Origin of the sequence: Paracoccus sediminicola (genome assembly GCF_027912835.1) — a bacterium.
Taxonomy (GTDB): Bacteria; Pseudomonadota; Alphaproteobacteria; order Rhodobacterales; family Rhodobacteraceae; genus Paracoccus; species Paracoccus sediminicola.
Genome location: NZ_CP115768.1, coordinates 2,410,934 through 2,433,549 on the forward strand (window position 1 = coordinate 2,410,934; position 22,616 = coordinate 2,433,549).

20 protein-coding genes are annotated in these 22,616 nt (G+C 64.5%); 2 read left to right on the forward strand and 18 right to left on the reverse strand.

Translation table 11 applies throughout. The annotated features are described in order from the left end of the window. Positions 1 to 67 precede the first annotated feature (67 nt). From iolB to iolG, 10 genes are all read right to left on the reverse strand, one after another. Complete coding sequence (iolB, locus tag PAF18_RS11870; RefSeq protein ID WP_271115925.1) at positions 68 to 868, reverse strand: 5-deoxy-glucuronate isomerase; 801 nt, start codon at positions 866 to 868, stop codon at positions 68 to 70. A 164-nt stretch (positions 869 to 1,032) separates the two neighbouring features. Then, positions 1,033 to 1,947, reverse strand: a complete 915-nt coding sequence (gene iolE / locus PAF18_RS11875; RefSeq protein ID WP_271115926.1) for a myo-inosose-2 dehydratase — start codon at positions 1,945 to 1,947, stop codon at positions 1,033 to 1,035. A 7-nt stretch (positions 1,948 to 1,954) separates the two neighbouring features. Next, entirely contained in the window at positions 1,955 to 3,790 is a 1,836-nt protein-coding gene (iolD, locus tag PAF18_RS11880) for a 3D-(3,5/4)-trihydroxycyclohexane-1,2-dione acylhydrolase (decyclizing) (protein WP_271115927.1), read from the reverse strand. Beyond that, positions 3,787 to 5,706, reverse strand: coding sequence for a bifunctional 5-dehydro-2-deoxygluconokinase/5-dehydro-2-deoxyphosphogluconate aldolase (locus PAF18_RS11885; RefSeq protein ID WP_271115928.1), 1,920 nt, complete (start codon positions 5,704 to 5,706; stop codon positions 3,787 to 3,789). The genes iolD and PAF18_RS11885 overlap by 4 nt, the downstream gene beginning before the upstream one ends. Beyond that, complete coding sequence (locus tag PAF18_RS11890; RefSeq protein WP_271115929.1) at positions 5,693 to 6,817, reverse strand: Gfo/Idh/MocA family protein; 1,125 nt, start codon at positions 6,815 to 6,817, stop codon at positions 5,693 to 5,695. Before PAF18_RS11890 ends, PAF18_RS11885 begins: the two co-directional genes overlap by 14 nt. 70 nt (positions 6,818 to 6,887) lie before the next feature. Continuing rightward, positions 6,888 to 7,664: an ATP-binding cassette domain-containing protein gene (locus PAF18_RS11895; protein WP_271115930.1), complete on the reverse strand. Its 777-nt coding sequence runs from the start codon at positions 7,662 to 7,664 to the stop codon at positions 6,888 to 6,890. A gap of 1 nt (position 7,665) precedes the next feature. Further along, positions 7,666 to 8,772: an ABC transporter permease gene (locus tag PAF18_RS11900; RefSeq protein ID WP_271115931.1), complete on the reverse strand. Its 1,107-nt coding sequence runs from the start codon at positions 8,770 to 8,772 to the stop codon at positions 7,666 to 7,668. A gap of 77 nt (positions 8,773 to 8,849) precedes the next feature. Further along, the gene (locus tag PAF18_RS11905) at positions 8,850 to 9,740 is read right to left on the reverse strand and encodes a sugar ABC transporter substrate-binding protein (RefSeq protein WP_434802219.1); all 891 of its coding nucleotides are present in this window, start codon (positions 9,738 to 9,740) and stop codon (positions 8,850 to 8,852) included. A 73-nt stretch (positions 9,741 to 9,813) separates the two neighbouring features. Continuing rightward, a complete protein-coding gene (locus tag PAF18_RS11910; RefSeq protein WP_271115933.1) occupies positions 9,814 to 10,671 on the reverse strand; it encodes a sugar phosphate isomerase/epimerase family protein in 858 nt (285 codons plus the stop codon). After that, positions 10,668 to 11,678: an inositol 2-dehydrogenase gene (iolG, locus tag PAF18_RS11915; RefSeq protein ID WP_271115934.1), complete on the reverse strand. Its 1,011-nt coding sequence runs from the start codon at positions 11,676 to 11,678 to the stop codon at positions 10,668 to 10,670. Before iolG ends, PAF18_RS11910 begins: the two co-directional genes overlap by 4 nt. A gap of 137 nt (positions 11,679 to 11,815) precedes the next feature. On the opposite strand from iolG, the gene PAF18_RS11920 reads away from it, so the two are divergent. Continuing rightward, positions 11,816 to 12,826 (forward strand): LacI family DNA-binding transcriptional regulator, encoded by a 1,011-nt coding sequence (locus PAF18_RS11920; RefSeq protein WP_271115935.1) that lies wholly within the window; start codon positions 11,816 to 11,818, stop codon positions 12,824 to 12,826. Between the two features lie 19 nt (positions 12,827 to 12,845). Here the strand turns inward: PAF18_RS11920 and PAF18_RS11925 are convergent, their stop codons facing one another. The 4 genes from PAF18_RS11925 to PAF18_RS11940 form a co-directional block, all read right to left on the reverse strand. Further along, entirely contained in the window at positions 12,846 to 13,691 is an 846-nt protein-coding gene (locus PAF18_RS11925; RefSeq protein ID WP_271115936.1) for an inositol monophosphatase family protein, read from the reverse strand. A gap of 10 nt (positions 13,692 to 13,701) precedes the next feature. Beyond that, positions 13,702 to 14,757 carry an ABC transporter ATP-binding protein gene (locus PAF18_RS11930; protein ID WP_271115937.1) on the reverse strand — a complete coding sequence of 352 codons (1,056 nt, stop codon included), beginning with the start codon at positions 14,755 to 14,757 and terminating at the stop codon, positions 13,702 to 13,704. Then, a complete protein-coding gene (locus PAF18_RS11935; protein WP_271115938.1) occupies positions 14,754 to 16,949 on the reverse strand; it encodes an ABC transporter permease in 2,196 nt (731 codons plus the stop codon). Before PAF18_RS11935 ends, PAF18_RS11930 begins: the two co-directional genes overlap by 4 nt. A gap of 75 nt (positions 16,950 to 17,024) precedes the next feature. After that, positions 17,025 to 18,053: an ABC transporter substrate-binding protein gene (locus tag PAF18_RS11940; RefSeq protein WP_271115939.1), complete on the reverse strand. Its 1,029-nt coding sequence runs from the start codon at positions 18,051 to 18,053 to the stop codon at positions 17,025 to 17,027. A 172-nt stretch (positions 18,054 to 18,225) separates the two neighbouring features. On the opposite strand from PAF18_RS11940, the gene PAF18_RS11945 reads away from it, so the two are divergent. Continuing rightward, positions 18,226 to 19,251: a LacI family DNA-binding transcriptional regulator gene (locus PAF18_RS11945; RefSeq protein ID WP_271115940.1), complete on the forward strand. Its 1,026-nt coding sequence runs from the start codon at positions 18,226 to 18,228 to the stop codon at positions 19,249 to 19,251. Positions 19,252 to 19,267: 16 nt separating this feature from the next. Here the strand turns inward: PAF18_RS11945 and PAF18_RS11950 are convergent, their stop codons facing one another. From PAF18_RS11950 to phnC, 4 genes are read right to left on the reverse strand one after another with little or no spacing between them, the layout of a single operon-like run. After that, complete coding sequence (locus PAF18_RS11950) at positions 19,268 to 20,167, reverse strand: HAD-IIA family hydrolase (RefSeq protein ID WP_271115941.1); 900 nt, start codon at positions 20,165 to 20,167, stop codon at positions 19,268 to 19,270. Further along, positions 20,164 to 20,919 (reverse strand): phosphonate ABC transporter, permease protein PhnE, encoded by a 756-nt coding sequence (gene phnE / locus PAF18_RS11955; protein WP_434802260.1) that lies wholly within the window; start codon positions 20,917 to 20,919, stop codon positions 20,164 to 20,166. Before phnE (PAF18_RS11955) ends, PAF18_RS11950 begins: the two co-directional genes overlap by 4 nt. Positions 20,920 to 20,978: 59 nt before the next feature. Continuing rightward, complete coding sequence (gene phnE, locus PAF18_RS11960) at positions 20,979 to 21,797, reverse strand: phosphonate ABC transporter, permease protein PhnE (RefSeq protein WP_271115943.1); 819 nt, start codon at positions 21,795 to 21,797, stop codon at positions 20,979 to 20,981. Beyond that, entirely contained in the window at positions 21,794 to 22,582 is a 789-nt protein-coding gene (gene phnC, locus PAF18_RS11965; protein WP_271115944.1) for a phosphonate ABC transporter ATP-binding protein, read from the reverse strand. Before phnC ends, phnE (PAF18_RS11960) begins: the two co-directional genes overlap by 4 nt. Between the last annotated feature and the right edge of the window lie 34 nt (positions 22,583 to 22,616).

Below are 22,616 nucleotides of genomic sequence, written 5' to 3' on the forward strand. Positions count from 1 at the left end.
CCGAGGCGTCTGTGCCGGTCACAACAGCGGGCTTTTTCTTCGCGGCGCGGCGCGAGGGCTCGCCCCGCTACTGGTTCATGATCCATTCGACCTCCGGTGCGGGAACGAAGCGCCAGTTGCGGCGGGGTCCCGCCATGACATTAAGGTAATACATTTCGAAGCCATAGGGGGCTCCGCAGGGGTGATGGCCTCGGGGGACGCAGACGACATCGCCATCCTTCACTGCCATGGTCTCGTCCAGCGCGCCGTCATCGGTGTAAACGCGCTGGATCGCCCAGCCATTGCTGGGGTTGAGCCGGTGGTAATAGGTTTCCTCCAGATAGGTAATGCGGGGGAAATCGTCCTCATCGTGGCGGTGGCTGGGATAGCTCGACCAGTGGCCGGCGGGTGTGAAGACTTCGGTCACCAGCAGGCTGTCGGCATGGTCCTGATCCTCCATCGCAATATTGTTGATATGGCGGGTATTCGTGCCCTTTCCGCGCTCGGTCAGGGTGATGCCGTCCGGGCCGATCCGACGCGCCTCATGACCACCCTTCCCCGGTGCGGAGCAGACAGCGATCACGCAATCGGTGGTCGCTTCAGCCTGCCATTGCTGGCCATTCGGCACGTAGAGGGAATGCGGCGGGCTCTTTTCGAAGACATCCATCCGGTCGCCCAATTCGCCCCAGTCCTGCCCGGCGGCGTGGAAGCGCGCGCGGCCCTCGACCATGACCAGAATCACCTCGCGTTCGCCGGTTTTCTCCGCCGCCCGGTCGCCTGCGCGAAGGCGGTAGAGCGAGAAGCCGACATAGCGCCAGCCGGCGTTGTCAGGGGTGATACGATGCACCTCGCCGCGGCTGCCGAAGGGTTTGCGAAGAAGATGGCTCATAGGTTTTCCTTTCTGAAAGTCCGGACGCCGGAGGCCGCGAAACGGGAGCATGCGTTGCGCGCGGTCTCCGGTCGGGGCCGGCATTGCCGCGCATCGCGATCAGCCCGGTGGCCTGCGACGTGGCGCGGACAAGCCGGGCGTCCGCGCACCGCACTGTCATGAGCTTATGCCGCCTCATCGCGGTCCAGCCCCGCTTCCACCGCCATGCGGCGCAGCGCGTCATGGCCCATCGACTGGTAGTGCCGCGGGTCGCGGAGTTCGGGATCCTGTTCGGCCTCGATCACCAGCCAGCCATCGTAACCGGCCTCTGCCGCGATGCGCAGGATCGGCGCGAAATCCACGCAGCCCTCGGGATCGCCTGGCACGGTGAAGGCGCCGCGGCGGACACCCTCGATGAAGGAGAGCCCCTCGGCGCGGACCGCCTCCATCACCGGCTGCCGTATATTCTTGCAGTGTATATGGCCGACACGGTCGATATATCTGCGCGCCAAATCCTCAGGGTCGGCGCCGCCGAAGCTTGCATGGCCGGTGTCGAGCAGCAGATACACATCCGGCTCGGCAGCCGCCATGAAACGGTCGATATCGTCGGCGCTCTCGACGCAAGAGCCGACATGATGATGATAGCAGAAGCGCATCCCCTGCGCGCTGGCATGAGCGGCCAGATCATTGATGCCGGTCATCAGCCGGTCCCATTCGTCATCGGTCAGGATCGGGCGGTCATTGGCCGCCACCTGATCGTTGCCATGCACCGAATTCGAGCATTCGCAGATGATGATGAGATCGCTTCCCGCAGCCTTGGACATGGCGATATGGGCATCCATCGCCGCGCGCTCGACCTCCGGCGTCGAGCCGGTGGCCAGGATATTCGACGAATGCCAGCCGCCGATGAAGCCCAGCCCGTAAGCGCCGAGGGCCGCTTTCAGCTCATCGCCATCCGAGGGCATCTTGTGGCCCTTTTCGATGCCGTCAAAGCCGATCTCGCGGCAATCCGACAGGCAGTCCTTTAGCGAGAGATGCGCGCCGATGCTCTGGTCGTCGTCATTCGACCAGGCGATGGGATTGGTGCCGTAGCGGATCATGTCACCCTCAATTCACGAGCCGCTGTTGCGCGGCGTTCTTCAGATAATCGGCGTAGGCCGCTTTCAGTTTTTCCGTATCACCAACCTCTGGCACGGCAACGTCCCACCAATGCCCCGCGCCGTCCAGCCCGTCGCCGGGTCCGGGCTCGGCGGTGGTGTCGATGACGATCACGGTCGGGATATCACGTGTCCGGGCCTGCGCGATTTCGATTTCGAGTTCGGCGATGTTCTCGGCCTTCACCGCATGGGCGCCCATACTGGCGGCATGGGCGACAAAGTCGATCTGCGGCTGCGCCTCGATATTGCTGTGGGCATAGAGATTGTTGAACGGAACACCGCCAGTGCCCTGCTGCAGGCGGTTGATGCAGCCATAGCCGCGATTATCGGTCAGCACGACGGTAAAGGGCACGCGACGCATCACCGCCGTGGCCAGTTCGCTGTTCATCATCATATAGCTGCCGTCGCCGACGAAGCAGATCACCTCGCGATCCGGTCGGGCCAGTTTCAGCCCCATCGCGCCCGCGATTTCATAGCCCATGCAGCTATAGCCGTATTCCATGTGATAGCCGTGGCGGCTGGCCTGCCACAGCAGCTTCAGCGCGCCGGGCATGGTGCCGGCGGCGCACATGGCGATGGCGTCCTCGCCGGTGGCGCGCTGCACCGCGCCGATCACCTGCGCATCGGTCGGCAGCGCGTTGGTATCCGAAGGCGCCGCACAATGCGCATCGACCGCCCTCAGCCAGTCGGCGCGCGATTGCGGCCGGGCGGCATCGGCGCGGTAATCGCCCAAGGCATCCGTCAGCGCCTCAAGCGCGACCCTCGCATCCGCCACAAGGCCCACCGCGCCATGCTTGGCCGCGTCATAGGGCTGGATATTGATGCTGGTCAGCTTCGCCTCTCCGAACAGCGTCCGCGAGCCGGTGGTGAAATCCTGCAGCCGCGTGCCGATGCCGATCACCAGATCGGCCTGCGCCGCCATCTCATTGGCTGCGGCCGCGCCATCGACGCCGGCCGCGCCATAATTCATCGCATGGGATTGCGGCAGGGCGGATTTGCCCGCCTGCGTCTCGATCACCGGAATATTGTGGCGGCTGGCGAATTCGGCCAGCGCATCCTCGGCCTGCGCATAGATCACGCCCCCACCGGCCACGATCACCGGAGCCTTGGCGGTGCGGATCAGTTCCGCGACGTCCTCCAGTTCCGCCGGATCGGGGGCGGGGCGGCGGATCCGCCAGACACGCGGTTCGAAGAACGCGACCGGCCAGTCATAGCCTTCCGCCTGCACATCCTGACAGAAGGACAGGCAGACCGGCCCGCAATTCGCCGGGTCGGTCATCACGGCCATGGCGCGGGGAAGTGCGGTCAGCAGGTGCTCGGGCCGGGTGATGCGGTCGAAATAGCGCGTCACGGGGCGGAAACAGTCATTGGCGCTGATCGTGCCATCGTCGAAAGCCTCGACCTGTTGCAGCACCGGATCGGGGCGGCGGTTGGCGAAGACATCGCCCGCGATGATCAGCAAGGGCAGCCGGTTCACATGCGCCAGCGCCGCCGCCGTCACCACATTCGTGGCCCCCGGCCCGATCGAGGTCGTCACCGCCTGCGCCCGCCTGCGCGCCTTTCCCTTGGCATAGGCGATCGCGGCATGGGCCATCGACTGCTCGTTCTGTCCGCGCCATGTCGGCAACGCCTCGCCGATCCCGTGCAGCGCCTCGCCGATACCCGCGACATTGCCATGACCGAAGATCGCCCAGACGCCTTCGATAAAGCGCGCGCCCTCATCGGTCATCTGCACGGAAAGCCAGCGGGTCATGGCCTGTGCGGCGGTCAGTCTGATCGTGGTCATGCGGCCTCCTTCGCGGTCGCCCGCGCCTTGTCCCAGATTGCGCAGAGCGCGGCATAGCGGTCAGCCATCTGCCTGACTGCCTCATCGTCGCCCATCTCGCCCTGTATCCATGCGCGCGCCGCATCGGCAAAGATCGTGCGGCCCACGGCGAAGCCGCGCACCAGATCGAAGCCCGCCGCGATGTCGAAGCTGGCCGCGAGCTTTTCCTTGGACGCGTCGAGGCCCAGCACCACGATGCCGCGCGTATGGCGGTCGTGGTCCTCTATGGCGGCGATGGCGTTCTGCCAGCCTGCGCGGGTCGTCATCGGCTCCAGCTTCCACCAGTCAGGATAAATCCCGGCGGCATAGAATTGCCGGATCAGCTTGGCCGTAGTCTGGTCGTCCACTGGCCCGACCTTGGACGGGATCACCTCCAGCAGAAATTCCAGCCCGTTGCGCCGCGCCGCTGCGTAAAGCCGGGCCATCGTCGCCTCTTGCTCGGCGCGCAACGCGGCATCGTCATCGGGATGGCAGAAGCACAGCACCTTCACCACATTCTCGCGCGCCCATTCCTGCAGGCCGCCGCAATCGGGGCCAAGCTCGGGTTCCAGCCTCAGCGGCCGCGAGCCCGGCCATTCCGCAGGCCGCCCGATCCACAGCCCCGAGCCTGAGGCCGCATGCAGCGCCGCACGCCCGATGCGGTTGTCGCATAATATGCCATACCCCGGCTGACCATCCGCCACCTGAAGCGCGGCTTGCAGGCACAGCTGCTTGAACGCGCCGCCCTTCTCGGGCGTATATCCCGGCATCTCCTCCAGCTGGCCGCGATGGTCGAAGGCGAAGACGCGCATTGTCGACCAGTCTCCCGCGCCGGGATTGGCGCGGTTGGTGGCCCGATGCACCTGTTCCAGTTCGGCATCGTTGCGCAGATCGGGGCGTTGCACGCCGCGCCTCAGGAAGAATTCCAGCTCGGTCAGGCTGGGATAGGCCGGGGTGCAGCCATGGCGGCTGACGGCGAAGGCCCCGCAGGCATTCGCATATTCCAGCGCGCGCGGCCAGTCCTCGCCATCCAGCCAGCCCTTCATCAGCCCGGAAAAGAACCCGTCCCCCGCGCCGAGCACATTGAACACCTCGATGGGGAAGCCCGGACCGGTCTGGCCGTCGTCCAGACTGTCGGGGATCGCGCCTTCAAAGGCCACCGCCCCGGCAGCCCCGCGCTTGCAGACCAGCGTGGCACCCGAAACCTGCCGCACCGCCCGGAGCGCCGCGATGGTGTCGGTCGAGCCGCCGGCGATGTGGAATTCCTCTTCGGTGCCGACGATCAGGTCGAAATAATGCAGAGTCGATTGCAGTTCCGCCGTCACCTTTTCGCTTTCGACAAAGCGGCTTTCGCCCTCGCCATGCCCGGCCACGCCCCAGAGATTCGGGCGATAGTCGATATCAAGCGCCGTCTTCGCCCCGTGCTTGCGCGCCAGTTCCAGCGCCCGGATCACCGCCGCCCGCGTCCGCGGATGCGAAAGATGCGTGCCGGTGGCCAGCACGGCGCGCGCCTCGGCGATGAAGCTTTCGTCGATATCCTCCTCGGTCAGCCCCATATCGGCGCAGTTCTCGCGATAGAAGATCAGCGGAAAGCTGTCCTCATCGCGAATGCCCAGCAGAACCAGCGCGGTCAGCCGCTCGGGATCTGTCTTGACGCCGCGCACATCGACGCCTTCGCGCAGCAACTGCTCGCGGATGAAGCGCCCCATATGTTCGTCGCCGACACCTGTGATGACGGCGGATTTGAGACCGAGCCGCGCCGTTCCGCAGGCGATATTCGTCGGAGACCCGCCGATATACTTGCTGAAAGACCCCATATCCTCCAGGCGGCCGCCGATCTGGTCGCCGTAAAGGTCGACGCTGCTGCGGCCAATCGTGATCAGGTCAAGCGGTTTCATGGAGACTCTCCTCGATCTTCACCGGCTGGCCCTCCGAGGCCGCCATGGCGTGGATGATCTGTTCGATATGAAGTCCGGCCGCGAAGTCCGGGCGGGCGGGCGCTCCGCCACAGATCGCCCGCAAAAGGTCGCGGCATTCGATGATCTTCAACTCGTTGAAGCCGAAATTATGACCCGGAGCCGGGCAGAAGGCCGCGAAATCGGGCTGTTCCGGGCCGGAAAGCTGGCGGGTGAAGCCCGGCTCTCCGGCCCGGTGCACCCAAAGCTCGTTCATGTTTTCCTGATCGAAAACAAGGCTGCCGTCGCTGCCATGCACTTCCCATTGCAGGCGGCATTTGCGGCCCCGTGCCACGCGCGAGGTGGCAAAGCTGCCCTGAGCGCCGGATGCGAAGCGGATCAGGGCCAGCGCACTGTCTTCATTTTCGACCGCGCGCGGGCCTTCGGCAAAGGGACGGCTGGCAATGGCGATCTGGGTCATGGCGGTGACCTCCACTACGGGCCCCATGAGCGCGACCATCTGGCTGACCAGATGACAGCCGAGATCGCCCAGCACCCCCAGCCCGCCGCCTGCAAGGGTCATGCGCCACGACCACGGCAGGTCGGGATCGGCGGAATAATCCTCGTCATAGACACCGCGAAAGGCCAGCGGGCGACCAATCGCGCCGTTGGCGACCAGTTGCCGCGCCGCCTGAAAGGCCGGGCTACGAAGATAGTTATAGCCCAGAAGCGTGACCTGACCCGGATGCGCAGCGGCGAGATCGGCCATCGCTTGCGCATCGGCAAATGTCAGGGCCATCGGCTTTTCCAGCCAGACATGCTTGCCCGCCTTCAGCGCGGCCTCGGCCATCGGGCGGTGCAGCCCGTTCGGCGTGGTGATCGAGACGATATCGACGGCCGGGTCCACCACCGCCGTCTGCCAATCATCGCTGGCGCGGGCAAAGCCGAATTGCGCGGCATAATCGTGGGCCTTGTCGGCGGGGGTGTCGCAGAGGACTTCCAGCCTCGGATGGGCGCCACCAAAGACGGTGGCTGTATTGCGCCAGGCCATGGCATGGCATTTGCCCATGAAGCCGGTGCCGATCAGCGCCACACCGAGGGGTCGAGATGGCATGTGTTGTGTCACGACGTCTCCGTGTTGCTGAAGGGCGGGCGCGCGCGATCTGCCCCCGCCCCGATCGGTTTCAGATGGTGCCGCCCAGCGAACCTTCCAGCTGCGCCATCTCTTGCCCGCCAGCCATCATGTCCTGAAGCTGAGCGGAGTCGATTTCGCCCTTCACCGCGGTGCCGAGGGTCTGGCCGCGATTCAGCACGGTGAAACGGTCGCCCACGGCCATGGCGTGGCGCACGTTATGGCTGATGAACACGACGCCGATGCCCTGATTGCGGACCCGGTCGATGGTGGCCAGAACGTTCGAGGTCTGGCGCACCCCCAGCGCCGAGGTCGGTTCGTCCAGGATCAGCACCTTGGCCCCGAAATAGACCGCCCGCGCAATCGCGACCGTCTGGCGTTCGCCGCCCGACAGCGTGCCGACCGCCTGATCCGGCGCGCGCAGGTTGATGCCCATCTTGCGCATCTCTTCCATGGTGATCTCGTTGGCGCGGTCGATGTCGAAGCGCTTGACGATGCCACCCTTCTTGGGCTCTCGCCCCATGAAAAAATTGCGGGTGACGCTCATCAGCGGGATCATGGCGAGATCCTGGAAGACGGTGGCGATGCCGGCCTCCATCGCGTCGCGCGGGCTGTCGAAGCTGAGCGGCTTGCCTTCGAAGAAGATCTCGCCCGAGGTCGGCTTGTGAACGCCGGACATGGTCTTGATGAAGGTGGATTTGCCGGCGCCGTTATCGCCCAGAAGGCAGTGGCATTCGCCGGGGCGCACATCGAAGGTCACGCCGTTCAGGGCGATGACATTGCCGAAATGCTTCTTGATGTTTTCCATGTGGATGATGGGATCGGACATCTCAACGTTCCCCCGTCACGCGCTTGCGGATGACATTGTTGAAGACCACCGCCAGCAGCAGCATGCCGCCCAGGAAGACCTGGAACCAGTCCTGATCGAAATCGGTATAGGTCAGGCCAATGGTGACCATGCCGAAGATGATCGCTCCGAAGAAGGCGCCGATGGCCGAGCCATAACCGCCGGTCAGCAGGCAGCCGCCGATCACCGCGGTGATGATCGCCTCGAACTCCTTCATGAAGCCGCGCCGCGCATCGGTTGACCCGGCGTCGATCACGGTGATGATCGCGACCAGAGCGGCGGCGCAGGCGGTCAGCATGAAGAGCGAGATCTTGACCCGCTTGACGGGCACGCCGGAATTGGCAGCGGCGTTGTCGTCGCCGCCGGTGGCGAAGATCCAGTTGCCGGCGGGCGTGCGCAGCAGGACGAAGGTGCAGACCAGCGCCATGGCGATGAACCACAGGATCTCGACCGGGATTCCCGGCACTTTCGGCGCGCCGGAGTTGAAGCTGTCGACGATGCCACGCTCGGCCAGCCAGGTGAAGAGACCGGGGAAGGCGTCGCCCGAGAAGATCGGCGTGAGAAAGTCGTTCTCCACCGCGTCGCGCACGCCGCGAAGCTGGGTCGAGCCGCCGGTGAACAGCTTCAGCCCCACCAGAGACGCACCGCGCAGGATGAACAGAAAGGCCAGCGTGACGATGAAGCTGGGCAGGCCGGTGCGGATGACGACATAGCCGTTCAGCGCCCCCATCGCCGCTGCGGCCAGCAGGGTCACCGGGATGGCCACGATCAGCGGCAATCCCATATTCACGGCAAGCACACCGAAGATCAGCCCGGTGAAGGCCACCATGGAGCCGATGGAGAGGTCGAATTCTCCGCCGATCATCAGCATCGCGGCGGCGATACCCAATATGCCAAGCTGCGCGGCTGGGGTCATGAAATTCATGATGCCGGACAGGGTGAACATGGTGCTGTCGGCGGTGATCAGAAAGAAGATCGTGACCAGAATGACACCGCCAATGGCGCCAAGCTCGGGTCGCTTCATCAAGCGGGTCGCGAACGATTCGGACTTGATCCGTTCGTCCGCCGTATTCGTGGCGTCCGTCGTCATGGGGTCCTCCACCCTGATAATCACTGCGTGTCAGTTGCGGGCGCGCGCCTTAAATCATCGCGCGCGCCCGCCTTCGATCAGCGGATGCCTTCGGCGGAAAGATCGACCACCTGTTCGGCCTTGTCCTGCGTGACGAGGTTCGGCCCGGAGGGCACGTCGCCCGCCGGCATCAGCCCGTAATTCGCATTGAGCGCCAGGAAGCTGACCGGCAGATAACCCTGAAGAAATTGTTGCTGGTCGATGGCGAAGGTGGCGCGGCCATCGGCAACGGCCTCGAGGAAACCTGCCGACATGTCGAAAGTCGCGATCAGCACATCGTCCCGGCCGACGGCCTCGACGGCGTCGATCGACGGCTCGCCCACCAGCGGCGCGCTGAGACCGAGAATGGTGTCCACTTCGGGATCGGATTCGAGCGCGGCGCGAACCTTGGACTGAACCTCGGTCGGGTCGGCCTGTGTCGGCACCACCTCGACAGGATTGCCGAAGCCTTCGGCAAAGCCCTCGCAGCGCTGGTCGAGCGCGACGTTGCCGACCTCCTGGTTGACGCAGATGCCCTTGGTGCCGCCAAGCGCGGCAAGCTCTTCTCCGGCTGCGACGCCCGCGTCATATTCGGACTGGCCGACATGCAGAATCACCCCGAGATCGGCGGCGACATCGCCGCCGGAATTCATCGAGATGACCGGAATCCCGGCCTCGACCGCGCGCTGGATCGACGGCCCGAGTGCGTCGCCATCGGGGATCGACACGACGATCCCGTCGGGTTCCTGGTTGACGGCGGCGTCGATGAGCTGGCTCATCTGGACCATGTCGAAGGTCTCGGGCGAGCGGAAATCGACGCTCGCGCCGGTATCCTCGCCGGCCTTGGCGGCGCCGTTCTTGACGACCGACCAGAACGGGTCATTGGCCTGACCATGCGCCACGACGACGATGTCCTGTGCCAGAGACGGGGCCGCGAGGGCCAACGTCATGGCGGAAGCTGCAAAAAGATGTTTCATGGTTCTCCTCCCATTGGTGATGTGCGGGCGTTCCTCCACGCCCTTTTCAGCCAGCGCGTAACGCGCCGGATGGATTGGCCTGCTCGATCCGCCGGATGGCCTGGACCGAGCGGGCCAGAATCTGTTCGAGCGTATCACGATAGCCCGCGCCCTTGTCAGTGGTGAACGGGTCGGGACCGGGGGCGGCGGGTTCGATGATGACCGGGCCGTCATATCCGATCCGGTCCAGCGCGGCGAATTGGGCGGCGAAATCGATATGACCGTCTCCGATCCCGCCGCGATTGGAATCTGCGACGTGATAGAGCCCGATCCGGTCGCCACCCGCAAGCAGGGCGGCGGCGGGGTCGGCCTCTTCGATATTCATGTGGTAGGCGTCGGGCAGCAGGCTGAAATTCGATGCGCCGACACGTTCCAGCAGCGCCAGCCCCTCGGCGACGGTGCGGATCTGATGAGATTCGTAGCGGTTCAGGATCTCGAACACGACCGGCAGCCCTGCCTGTTGTGCGAGGGCGCAGATGCGGCGGGTGCTGTCGGCGAGATGCGCATCCTCGGTCGCCTGATCGCTGATCGGGCGGATGCGCTGCACGAGGCCGTGACAGGAGATGCGCGGCAGGCCGTCGGGTTGACCCAGCCGCCCCGCCCAGTCGATCAGCCTTTCGTAATAGGCCACCGCAGCGTCGCGGACTTCCTTTTCGGGATGCGAGATATCGGCGTCGCCGGGGGTGATGGAAAATACCGTCAGCCCGTGTTCCGCGAAGATGCGTCCCGCCTTGGCCGGGTCGATCCCGTCGACATCGCCATGCAGCTCGACCCCGTCCAGCCCCGCGCGCCGGGCGCGGGCGGCGATGGCGGTCAGATCCTCGCCGCCGAAAATCCAGGTGCAGCATCCGGTCTGGCGCATCATTCCGCCCCCAGCATGTCGGGCGTGATCGCTACGCTGTCGCCGGATTGCGCCGAGCGTGTGGCCGCCTCGGCGCAGGCCAGCGCGGCGACGCCTTCGCGCAGGGTGACCGGCATCGCAGCGCCGGATTGGAGCGCGTCGATAAAGGCGGTCCATTCGATTTCGTAGGCGCGCATATAGCGTTCGAGGAAGAAATAGACTGGCTTGGCGGCGCTGGCGCCGCTTGCGGTGATCTTTTCGACGGTGTTTTCCAGCATGTTCTTGGCCGAAAGCAGCCCCTCCGAGCCGAGCAGCTCGATCCGCTGGTCATAGCCGTAACCGGCCCGGCGCGAATTTTTGATGACGCAGATGCGCCCATCGTCCCATTGCAGGATGACGGCGGCGGTATCGACATCGCCCGCCGTGCCGATTTCAGGATCGACCATGGCGCTGCCCGTGGCGCTGACACGCGCGGGCGGGCCGCCGAAGATCCAGCAGGCAATATCGAAATCATGGATCATCATGTCCCGGAACAGTCCGCCGGAGACCTTGATATAGTCGATGGGCGGCGGCGCTGGATCGAATGAGGTGATCGACAGGAGCTCGCCCTTGCCGATCTCTCCCGCGTCATAGGCGGCCTTGAGCGCGGCGAATTGCGGATCGAAACGCCGGTTGAAGCCGACCATGACAGGCTGGCCGCTGGCCTCGGCGGTTTTCAGAGTGGCAAGCGCACGGTCCAGCGACAGATCGACGGGCTTTTCGCACAGCACCGCCTTGCCTGCCGCGGTGGCGCGCTCGATCAGGTCGGAATGGGTGTCGGTCGAGGTCGCAATAAGCACTGCGTCGATTTCGTCATCGGCCAGGATATCGTCGATGCTTCTGACTTCGGCGCCGATCTGCCCGGCCAGCTTGCGCGCTGCTTCGGGGATGGCGTCGGCCACGGCGACAAGCCGAGATCCGTCATGGGCGGTTATGGATTTCGCGTGGACCTGACCGATCCGGCCGGCCCCAAGCAACGCTACCTTCATCATTCTGCACCCCTCCCTCGAATCATCGCAAGCTGTCTGTTAGCGCCCAAGCTGAGCGATTCTGCACGCGCGTGCAAGAAAAATATGCTCGCGCGTGCAAATTTCTTCCCGCGCGCGCCGCGTCGGGGTAAGCTGGGCCTATGACCGATATAACGAACCAACTCGACACGGCGCGTGCTATCACCGCCGACGACGTGGCCGAGGCAGCGGGCGTGTCCCGCTGGACTGTGGCGCGGGCCTTCAAGAAAGATGCCTCTATCTCACGCAAGAGCCGGGAAAGGGTGATGGCGGCGGCTGAGAGACTGGGCTATGCGCCGGATCTTCTGGCGGCCTCGCTGGCATCGGACAGGTCGCATCTGGTGGCGCTGATCACCAATGACTTCAACAACCCGCACAAGCTTGTGCTGCTGGAGCGGCTGACACGGATCCTGTGGTCGCATGGCTGGGGCTCGCTGCTAGTGAACATGTCGGAAAGCGAAGATGCCTCGGCTGCGCTGCTGGCGGCGAGCCAGCGACGGGTCGACGCGGCAGTGATGATCGGGACGCGGTTCGACGACCGCGTTCTGGACACCGCGCTTGGGGCGCGGCGGGTGAAAAAGCTGGTCGTCTTTGCACGCTACAGCAGCAACCCGAACACGCTGACCATTGCCTGCGACGACGTATTGGCGATGCGCGAGATCGCGGATCACCTGCTGGCGCGCGGCTATCGCCGCCCCGCCTTCATCGCCGGGCCGGATACGCAATCGGCCAAGCTGCACCGGCTGGACAGCTTCACCGATTACTGGCGCTCCAAGACCGGCTATGTCGTGCCGGCGCGCCATACCAGCGGCTATGATTTTCAGTCCGCGATCAATACCGCCGAGGCGCTGCTGACCGACTCGGCGCAGAAGGGTCTGCCCGATGTGATGGTTTGCGAGAACGATATTCTGGCGATCGGGGTGAGCGACGCTGTCCGCAACCTGCGCGGGACGGGGGCGGAAATCGCCGTGACCGGGTTCGACGATATTCCTCTGGCGGCGGCGCCCTCCTATGCGCTGACGACCTATCGTCAGCCGATTACGGCGATGTGCGAAAGCCTGCTTGAGGTTTTGAACGGGCAGCGCAGCAGCAGCGCATTTCTGCCCGGGCGTCTGATCGTCCGGAACGGATGAGGGTCATGGCGCTGCCGGATCACGCCGGGCGTGTTCCCGCAGGCGCGGCGGCGTTGTTCCAGCCCGGATCGTCGAACGCAGTCAAAGCTGAAAGCCTGTCGTAATCCCCAGGGATGGCCGCGAGGACGGGAAAGCCGATGCCACGGAGCTCCGCATCCGCGCAGGGTGCGACGCGCCCGCCCGCCGCCTCGATCAGCGCATAGCCGGCGAGGCAGTCCCAGATCGACATGCGCGGCTCGCAATAACCGACCAGACGCCCGGCGGCCACGAAAGCCAGCATCAGCGCACCGGACCCATAGCGCACATGAGCGATCCCCTGCGCCGAAAGATCCTGACAGAAACGGCCAAACCGGGCCGGGTCGATACGGTCATTCGCGCCGATCCCCAGAAGCCCGGTGCTCAGATCGAAGCGGTCGGTCACCCGCACCGGCTTGCCGTTCAGCGTGGCGCCTTGCCCCCGCCCACCGAGGTAAAGCTCGTCCAGCACAGGCGCGTAAATCGCGCCCAAAAGCGGGCCGCTGGCATCCCTCAGCCCGATCGAGACGCACCATCCCGGCAGCCCGTTCAGGAATGGCGCCGTTCCGTCGATGGGGTCGATCACCCATGTCAGGCAGTTGAGCCCACCGGTCATGCCGTGCTCTTCGCCAAGGAACGCGTCATCGCGGAATTCGGACAAGAGCCGGTTGCGGATCAGTGTCTCGACCTCGCGGTCCGCAAGCGAGACCATGTCGGTCAGCGAGCGTTTCGTCTCGATATCGAGAAGGTCGCGCTTGCGGAAATAGCGCAGCGCCAGATCACCTGCTTCACGCGCGGCGTGTTCCATCGCGGTCAGCCGGACCCGCAAGTCGAGCTCTCTCAATTCCATTGCTCTGCCCTCATGCGATCAGCGCCACGCCGACGCCGCGAAATTGCAGCCGGATCCCCGATCCGGGGGCGACGGCGGCAGAGCTGGTATCATCGATGACGAAAAGCGGCCCCGCCGCGGTTTCGATCTCGTATTCTATATGGTCCCCGAGATAGGCTGCGGTCGCGACACGGCCTTCCAGGCCTTGTCCGTCACCGGAAAGCCTGAACGCGCCGGGGCGCACCGCCAGCCGGGCGGGTCCCGGTGCCACGCCGCGCGCCGGCAAGAAGGTTTCCACGCCGCCGACGCTGACCCGGGCCTGACCCCCGGTCACGACCAGCACCTGACAGTCGATGACATTCGCCTCGCCGATGAAATCCGCGATGAATTCCGAGGCCGGGCTTTCATAAAGCTCGCGTGGCGTGCCGTCCTGCGCAACCACGCCGTCCTTCATCACCACGATCCGGTCGGACACCGCCAGCGCCTCATCCTGATCATGGGTGACATAAACGGCGGTAAAGCCCAGCCGCTGCTGCAATTCGCGGATCTCGGTGCGCACGCGGCGGCGAAGGCGGGCATCCAGATTTGACAGCGGCTCGTCCAGCAACAGGACCTGCGGCTCCAGCACGAGCGCACGGGCGACGGCGACACGCTGCTGCTGGCCGCCCGAAAGCTCGGACGGAAGCCGGTCGCCAAGGCCCGACAGCCCGACCAGTTCCAGCCCGGCCTGCGCCATCTCGCGCGCTCGTGCGGGTCTGGTGCCGTCGGATTCCAGCCCATAGGCGATGTTGTCTATAACGCTCATATGCGGAAACAGCGCGTAGCTTTGGAACACCATGGTCACGTCGCGCCGGTTCGCGGGCAGACGCGTGACATCCTGACCGCCGATCCTGATCGTGCCGTCGGTCGGGGTTTCCAGCCCGGCCAGCATCCGCAGCGTGGTCGTCTTGCCGCAGCCCGAGGGGCCCAGAAGCGTCACCAGCTGCCCCGGCTCGATCGTCAGGTCCAGCTTCGGGATCGCCGTGAAGGCGCCATAATCCTTGCGCACCGCGCGGAATTCGACTGCGCCTCGTTGCGGGTTGGTCACGTCATGGCCTCCTTGGCGATGGCTGCATCTGTGCGGCGGCGCAGGCGGCGTTCGCCGATCAGCAGCTGGAAGCTGCCGATGACGGCGATCATCACCACGATCAGCGCCGAGGAATAGGCGATGGCAACGCCGTATTGGCCGTTCTCGACCAGCCCGACGATATAGGCCGTCGCCATGTTGTATTTCGCCGAAACGAGGAAGATCACGGCCGAGATCGAGGTGATCGCGCGCACGAAGCTATAGACCAGCGCCGCCATGATCGCGGGCCGGAGCAGCGGCAGGATGACCCTGCGCAGCGTGCGACCGGAATTGGCGCCCAGCGTCAGCGATGCCTCGTCAAGGCTGCCGTCAAGCTGCGCCATGGCCGCCACGCTGCCGCGCACGCCCACTGGCATGTTGCGGAACACGAAGCAGACGATCAGGATCAGCGCGGTGCCCGTCATCTGGATCGGCGGCAGGTTGAAGGCCATGATATAGCTGATGCCGATGACCGTGCCGGGGATCGCAAAGCTCATCATCAGGACGAATTCGAACACCGCCTTGCCGGGGAAGTTCTGGCGCGAGATCAGCCAGCCGGTCAGCAGCCCGACCGTTGCCGTCAGCGGCGCTGCGATCAGCGCGATGATCATCGTGGTCCAGAAACTGTCCCACGCCACCCCGGTCCAGCGGAGACCGCCTTCGAAGCTGATGCCGAAGGCGCGGATGTAATGGTCCAGCGTCAGCGTGTGATCCAGACCCCACAGCTTCACGAAGCCGCCGAACAGGATCATCGCATAGACGATCACCGTAAACAGGCTCCATAGCGTCACGACGCCGATCACCGGCCATGCGACACGGGCGGGCAGTAGGGCATGATTGCCGCCATCGCCCTTGCCGCCGACCGTGGCGAAATTGCGGCCGGTCAGCCACAGCCTCTGGGCCAGGAATGCCGACAGGGTGAAAAACAACAGCACCGCGGCCAGGACCGCGGCACGCGAGGGATCGTTCTGCGCGCCGACCACCGAGAAGAAAATCTCGGTCGACAGCACCCCGCCAGATCCGCCCAGCACCAGCGGATTGCCGAAATCCGCCATGCTTTCGATGAACCCGATCAGAAAGGCATTGGCCAGCCCCGGCGCCATCAAGGGCAGCGACACCCGGCGAAAGGTGCGCCAGCGCCCGGCGCGCAGGGTCTGCGAGGCCTCTTCCATCGAGGGGCTGACCCCCTCGACCACACCAATCAGCACAAGGAAAGAAATCGGCGTGAAGCTGAGCACCTGCGCCAGCCAGATTCCGGTGAGGCCGTAAAGCCAGCGACCCAGCTCCCATCCGGTCGCATCCTCGATCAGCTGCGTCAGCGTGCCGGAACGGCCCAGCAACATGATCAGCGCAAGCCCGACGACGAAAGGCGGGGTGATGATTGGCAGCACCGTCAGCAGGCGGAGGCTTTTCTTGAAGGGAAAACGGGTGCGTGTCGCGACAAGTGCGAAGGCCAGGCCAAGCAGCGTCGTGGCGGTCGCGGTGCAGATTGCCAGAAAGAAGGTGCGCCAAGCCACGCCGCAGGTGCCGCCGCCCAGACAGGCGAGGCTCCAGATCTTGGGGTCGGCGATATTCTTGCGCACGCCTTCGGTGGTGAAAGAGCCGTCGAAATCCTGAAACGCGCCGGTGAAGATCGACAGGATCGGATAGAAAACGAAGCTGCCGACCAGCAGGATCAGCAGCGCGATCGAGGTCAGCACGAAGGCATCGCCCTTCAGCGCGCCACGCTCTGCCGCGCCGAACGAGATGAGGCAAGTGAAGAACAGCGCAAGGATGACCGCGCCGGCACCGAAGGCCGGTTGCCCCTTGGCCTCGCCGAACATGATCTCCAGCAGGCCCCAGTTCCAGCCCCGCATCCCGACCGACAGGCCTTCGGCGATCATCCAGATCAGACCGGCCGCACCGATACGGATCAGCCAGCGCCCCCTGTCGCCGCCCGATGGCCGGGCCAGCCGCAGCCATACCGACAGCGCCAGCAGCAGCAGCACCGGCCAAAGCTGCCAGCGCCCGATCGCCGCCTGAAAAATGCCCGGCCACAGATCGGGATCGCTGCCCAGATCGGCCAGCCAGTCAAGTCCGAAGAACCCGCCCCGGATCTTGTACCAGGGCAGCAACAGCAGCGCCAAGGCCGCAGCGCCGATGATCCAGTCCAGCCGCCTGTTATCCGCAGTCATCCCGGCGCTTGCCCGTTCGTTGCTTACATGAGGGCCGGGTCGGACGAAGCGCCCTGCCCGGCCAGATCGACAGCGTTACTGCGCCGCCTGCCCGCCAATCTCGGCATCCCAGCGGGCCAGCAATTCCTTGCGGCGATCGGCAGAGCCGTATTCGGCAAAGTCATAGTCGATCAGCTTCACCTCGCTGAGATCCGGCACATGCTCGGAAGCGGTGGCGGATTTGTTCGAGGGCAGCTGGAACGAACCGGCCTCGGGCATCAGGTTCTGCGCCTCGGCAGTCAGCACCCAGTCATAGAATATCTTGGCCTCGTCCGGGTTCTGCGCACCCTCGATGATCGACATCGAGCCGACTTCGTATCCGGTCCCTTCGCAGGGGGCCATGACCTGTATCGGAAAGCCCTCGACCGATTGCGACACGGCATCATGCATGAAGACGATGCCAAGCCCGGTCTCGCCCCGCGCGGCAGCCTTTACGGGGGCCGATCCGGATTTCGTATATTGCGCGACGTTTTCGTTCATTTGTTTGAGGAACTCAAAAGCCTCGTCCTCGCCCATCAGCTGAACCAGAGTCGCAAGCGTCGTATAGGCCGTGCCCGAAGAGTTCGGATCGGCGATCTGGATCTCGCCCTTCAGCGCGGGATCCAGCAAATCCTCCCAGCAGGCTGGGCCTTCGATGCCCTTCTCGGCGAGGATCTCGGTATTATAGCCCCAGCCCAGCGCGCCGCTATAGACACCGACGGTCCGGTATTCCGAGGTTTCCGCCTGTTCGACGGCCCAGTCCTGAAGCTCTGGCAGCAGCTCCGATCTGTATTCAGCGGTCAGCCCGTCATGCGCCGCCTGAAGATGGGGATCGCCGGTGCCGCCCCACCACAGGTCGGTCTGAGGATTGCGTCCCTCGGCGCGGACCTTGGCATAGGCCTCGCCCGAGGACAGGCGAACCATGTTGACGTTGATGTCGGAATGACCGGCTTCGAACTCCGTCACCAGCTTCTCGCAGATCACAACATCGGCGGAACAGATCAGGTTCAGCTCTGCCGCCGCTGCCATTCCACCCGAAAGACCCAGCGCCGCCCCAGTTGCGATTGCGGCTGTCTTGATATGCATATTCCCCTCCCCTTGCGCAGGATGCAGATTAATCTGCAATGCTGTTCATCAGCTTCGGGCAGAATATGGCTCTGCGTCAACTGATTCTATTCCTATAATCATATTGTCATAAAACCTCTTTATGGTGTCATCTTGCAATGCTGTGCAGGCAATCGATCAGATAGGAGATCTCATGCCCAGAACCCCCGCCAGCGCCAAGGACGTGGCCGAGCTTGCCGGTGTTTCACGCGCGGCGGTCTCGCGCTGCTTCACCCCCGGCGCCAGCATCGCGCCCGAGACCCGCGCCAAGATCCTGAAAGCGGCGGATCAGCTTGGCTATCGGGTCAACCGTCTGGCCAGCGGGCTGATCCGCAACGAATCCGGCATGGTCGCGCTGATCTCGGCCGAGATCGGCACACCCTACAGGGCGCAGCTTCTGGCCGAGCTGACCGCGGCGCTGCAACGGGCGGGCAAGCTGGCGCTGGTCATCAATACGGACCGTTCGCATGCCAGTGTCGAAGAGGCTCTGCTGCAGGCGATCAGCTATCGCACGGATGCGGCGATCTTCCTGTCCGGCATGCCGGCGCGATCGCTGGCCGAGACTTGCCAGCGCAACGGAATGCGGCTGGTGCTGATCAATCGCGACGGAGATCACCCCGGTGCGCTTCTGGTCCGGCTGGCCGATGCCGATGCCGGGCGGCAGGCCGTGGCAATGCTGCGCGCCGCCGGCTGCCGCAGGCTGGCCCTTGCCAGCTCCTGCGCGAACACGCCCAGCCTCCTGGAGCGAGAGCGCGGCTTTCGCGAAGCAGCAGACGAGACCGGCATCGACTGGGTGCAGCACCGTGTCGGGGCTACGTCGTATGAGACCGGGCTGGAACTGGGCATGTCGCTGCTGACCGCAAAGGACCGGCCGGACGGCATCTTCTGCACCACCGATCTGATGGCCTGCGGGCTCATGGACGCGGCCCGCTGGCGGCTGGGGCTGCGCATCCCTGACGACCTATCGGTGATCGGGTTCGACGATATCCCTCAGGCGGGCTGGGAAGGTTATGCGCTGACCTCGTTCCGCCAGCCCATCGCAGAGATTGCCGCCGAAAGCGTGACATGGCTGCTGTCAGAGCCGGCGCAAGACAGCATGGAAGAGCTGCGGCTTCGCCCGAGGCTGCAACTCCGCAGCTCGGTGAAGCGCGGCTTCGATCCGGGCGCCGGGCCGGATTGAAATAAGTCGTCGCGTCTCAGGGCCGGTCGAGAACGAAGTCAGGGTAAATTCCCGCTACATCCAGATAGGCGCGCGCGGGCGCGCCGCCGAGAAAACCATAGCCCGCCACCAGCGCCGAGGCGATCCCGACTGTGTTCGCGCCCAGGATGTCGGTATGGGGCGAATCTCCGACCATCAGGATACGGTCGAGGGGGATATCTGCCGGCAGCCGCGCCAACGCCAGATCGAAGATATTTCCGAACGGCTTGCCGTAGAATTGCGGCGCGATGCCGGTGGCATCGGCAAGGCGATGCGCGAAATAACCGGGCTCTTGCGAGAACCCGTTCTCGCGCGGGGCGACGATATCGGGATTCCCGACCCAAACCGGGCGCGGATCGTTCCGCAGACTGTCTTCCAGCAGGCGCTGCCGTGTCTCGGTCCAACCGGCCGTGCCGACCATCAGCACCCCCTCGGCGCGATCGTAAACCGATCCTTCGTCTTCGAGATATTCGGTATCCAGCGTGGCCAGCTCGCCCAGCCCGGCGGCGCGGCTGGACATCAGGCCCCAGCGACGAGGAGGCGCGGTCTCCAGTGCGGCCATCATCGCCTTGCGGCTGGTGATGACATCGCCCGGCGCGAAATCATAGCCGAGTGCCGCGTATTTCCGCATCAGCATCTCATGCGGCAGGCTGGCGGCGTTCGACACGACCATCAGCGTCTTGCCGGCGTCACGCAGCGACTGCAGGCGTTCGACCACGCCGGGAATGGCGCATTCACCGATATTCAGCACGCCGAATGCATCCAGCAGGAAGACGTCGAAGCGGTCCGCGATCTCGGACAGATCGGAGGCCGCCCGGGCCGCCCCATGGCGCGAGGGTTGCGGAAGCCGGTCGCGCGCGGCCTCATAGGCGGCGAAAGCCTCGGCCAGCTCCATCATATGATTGCTCCGCGCACCTTTGCCGACACCCATTCGCTGATGACCACGGCGAACAAAATCACAAGCAGGATCAGGCTGACCTGAGGCCATGCCAGCACATTCAGCGATGACGACAGCTGAAGCCCGATCCCGCCTGCTCCCACCAATCCCAGCACGGTGGATTCGCGAATATTGATGTCCCAGCGGAAAACAGCGATTCCGGCGAAAGCAGGCAGGATCTGCGGCACGATGCCATAGGCCATGACCTGCCAGCGAGAAGCGCCAGTTGCAGTGATTGCCTCGACCTGGCTACGGTCGATTTCCTCGATCGCCTCGTAAAGCAGCTTGGCGCAGAAGCCGATCGAGCGGATGGCGATGGCAACCACGCCGGCCAGCACGCCCGGCCCGATGATCGCAATCAGCAGCAATGCCCAGATCAGCGAATTGATCGAGCGCGTGGCCACGATGATCAGCAGCGCCAGAGGCCGGATGAAATAGGCCGACGGTGTGGTGTTGCGCGCCGCCAGAAAAGCCACCGGCACCGCAAGGCACAGCGCGATCAGCGTGCCCAGCGTGGCGATGTTCAGCGTGTCCCAGATCGGCTTGCCGAGCTGGGTGACATATTCCCATCTCGGCGGCGTTGCCCGGGTCCAGATATCTCCGGCGATGCGCGGCGCATCCTGCACGAAGAACCAGGTCGTCGCTTCCGAGATGCGCAGCCAGCAATACACGAAGACCGCCACGCCGATCAGCCAGCCGAACCAGTGCAGCATGGCTTTGCCGGTGGTGCGCCGGCGCCAGAGCTGCTTGCCGTCTTGTTGGATGGTCGGCATCACTGAACCCTCGCACGGATGACGCCGGACAGATATTCCAGCGCCATGACGATCACGATGATCAGGATGAGAATGGCGGCGGCGGTGTCGTATTCATAGCGGTCAAAGGCCGTATTCAGCGTGGCTCCGATGCCGCCCGCGCCGACCAGGCCGAGAATGGCGCTTTCGCGGAAGTTGATGTCGATCCGATACATGGACAGTCCGATCAGCCGGGGCATGACCTGCGGCTGAACGCCGTAATTGATCCACTGGCCCCAGCGCGCACCTGTGGCGCGGACAGCCTCGGACTGGCTGCGATCCATGGATTCGATTTCCTCGGCCAGCAGCTTGGACAGAAAGCCGATCGTGGCGAATGACAGCGTCAGGAACCCGGCCAGCGGACCAAAGCCGAAGATGGCCACCAGGAGGATCGCGACGATGATTTCCTGAAGCGCGCGGGACACGGCAATGATCGAGCGGCAGATCAGATAGACCGGGAGCGGCGCGATATTGCGCGCCGCGCCGAGCCCGATTGGGATCGAGATCGCGATGCCCACCACCGATGCCGCCACCGTCATGACGATGCTTTCCTCTAGCCCCGTCCAGATATCCGTCGAACGCGACGTAAAATCAGGGCGCGCGAAAGCGGTGATGAATTGCCAGCCACGGTCCAGCCCTTCATAGACACGGCCCCAATCGACCGGGATCGTCGAGATTGCGAGGATGAGATAGACCACGAACCCGACGCCGAGCGCCCAGCGCAAGGCCCGGCTGCGGATCAGCGGCGGCTTTCGCCAGGGCTTGCCGAGGACGGCCTGAAGCTCGGTCGAGGCGGTCACGACGCGGCCTCCTGCTGTTCTTCTTCCTTCTGTATCGTCGCCTCCCAGTCCTCTTCGCCGTAGATCTGTGTGAGCACTTCCGGTGTCAGTGCCTTGGGAGAGCCGTCAAAGGCAATCTCGCCAAAGCGGAGCCCGACGATACGCGACACGAACATCTGGGCCAGCGCGACATCGTGAATGTTGATGATCGCGGACAGGCCGCGTTCCTCACAAAGCTCGCAGATCAGCCGCATGATCTGGCGCGAGGTCTTGGGGTCAAGCGAGGCGGTGGGCTCATCGACAAGCAAAAGCTTGGGATCCTGGATCAGCGCCCGGCAGATGCCGACGCGCTGCCGCTGGCCGCCCGACAATTCGTCGGCGCGCTTGTCGGCCATATGCACCAGACCCACGCGGTCCAGAAGGCGAAACGCTTCGTCCACATCCTTTTGCGGATAACGCCGCGTCAGCGACCGCCAGAAGCCGACATAGCCGAGCCGGCCAGACAGCACGTTCTCCATCACTGTCAGGCGTTCGACCAAGGCATATTCCTGAAAGATCATGCCCATCTTGCGCCGCGCGCGCCGCAGCTTGCCGGAAGACAAATGGGTGATTTCCAGATCATCAATCCAGACCTCGCCGCTGGTCGGCTCGACCAGACGGTTGATGCAGCGGATCATGGTCGATTTACCGGCCCCTGACGGGCCGATGAGGGCCAGCACCTGCCCGTCCGGCACCTCGAGATCGATGGATTTCAGCGCCTGATCCCCGGTGGCATAGGTCTTGACCAGTTTCTTCAGCTTCAGCATTCGCCGCCCTGTCCCCAGTACTTCTTGTGGCGCG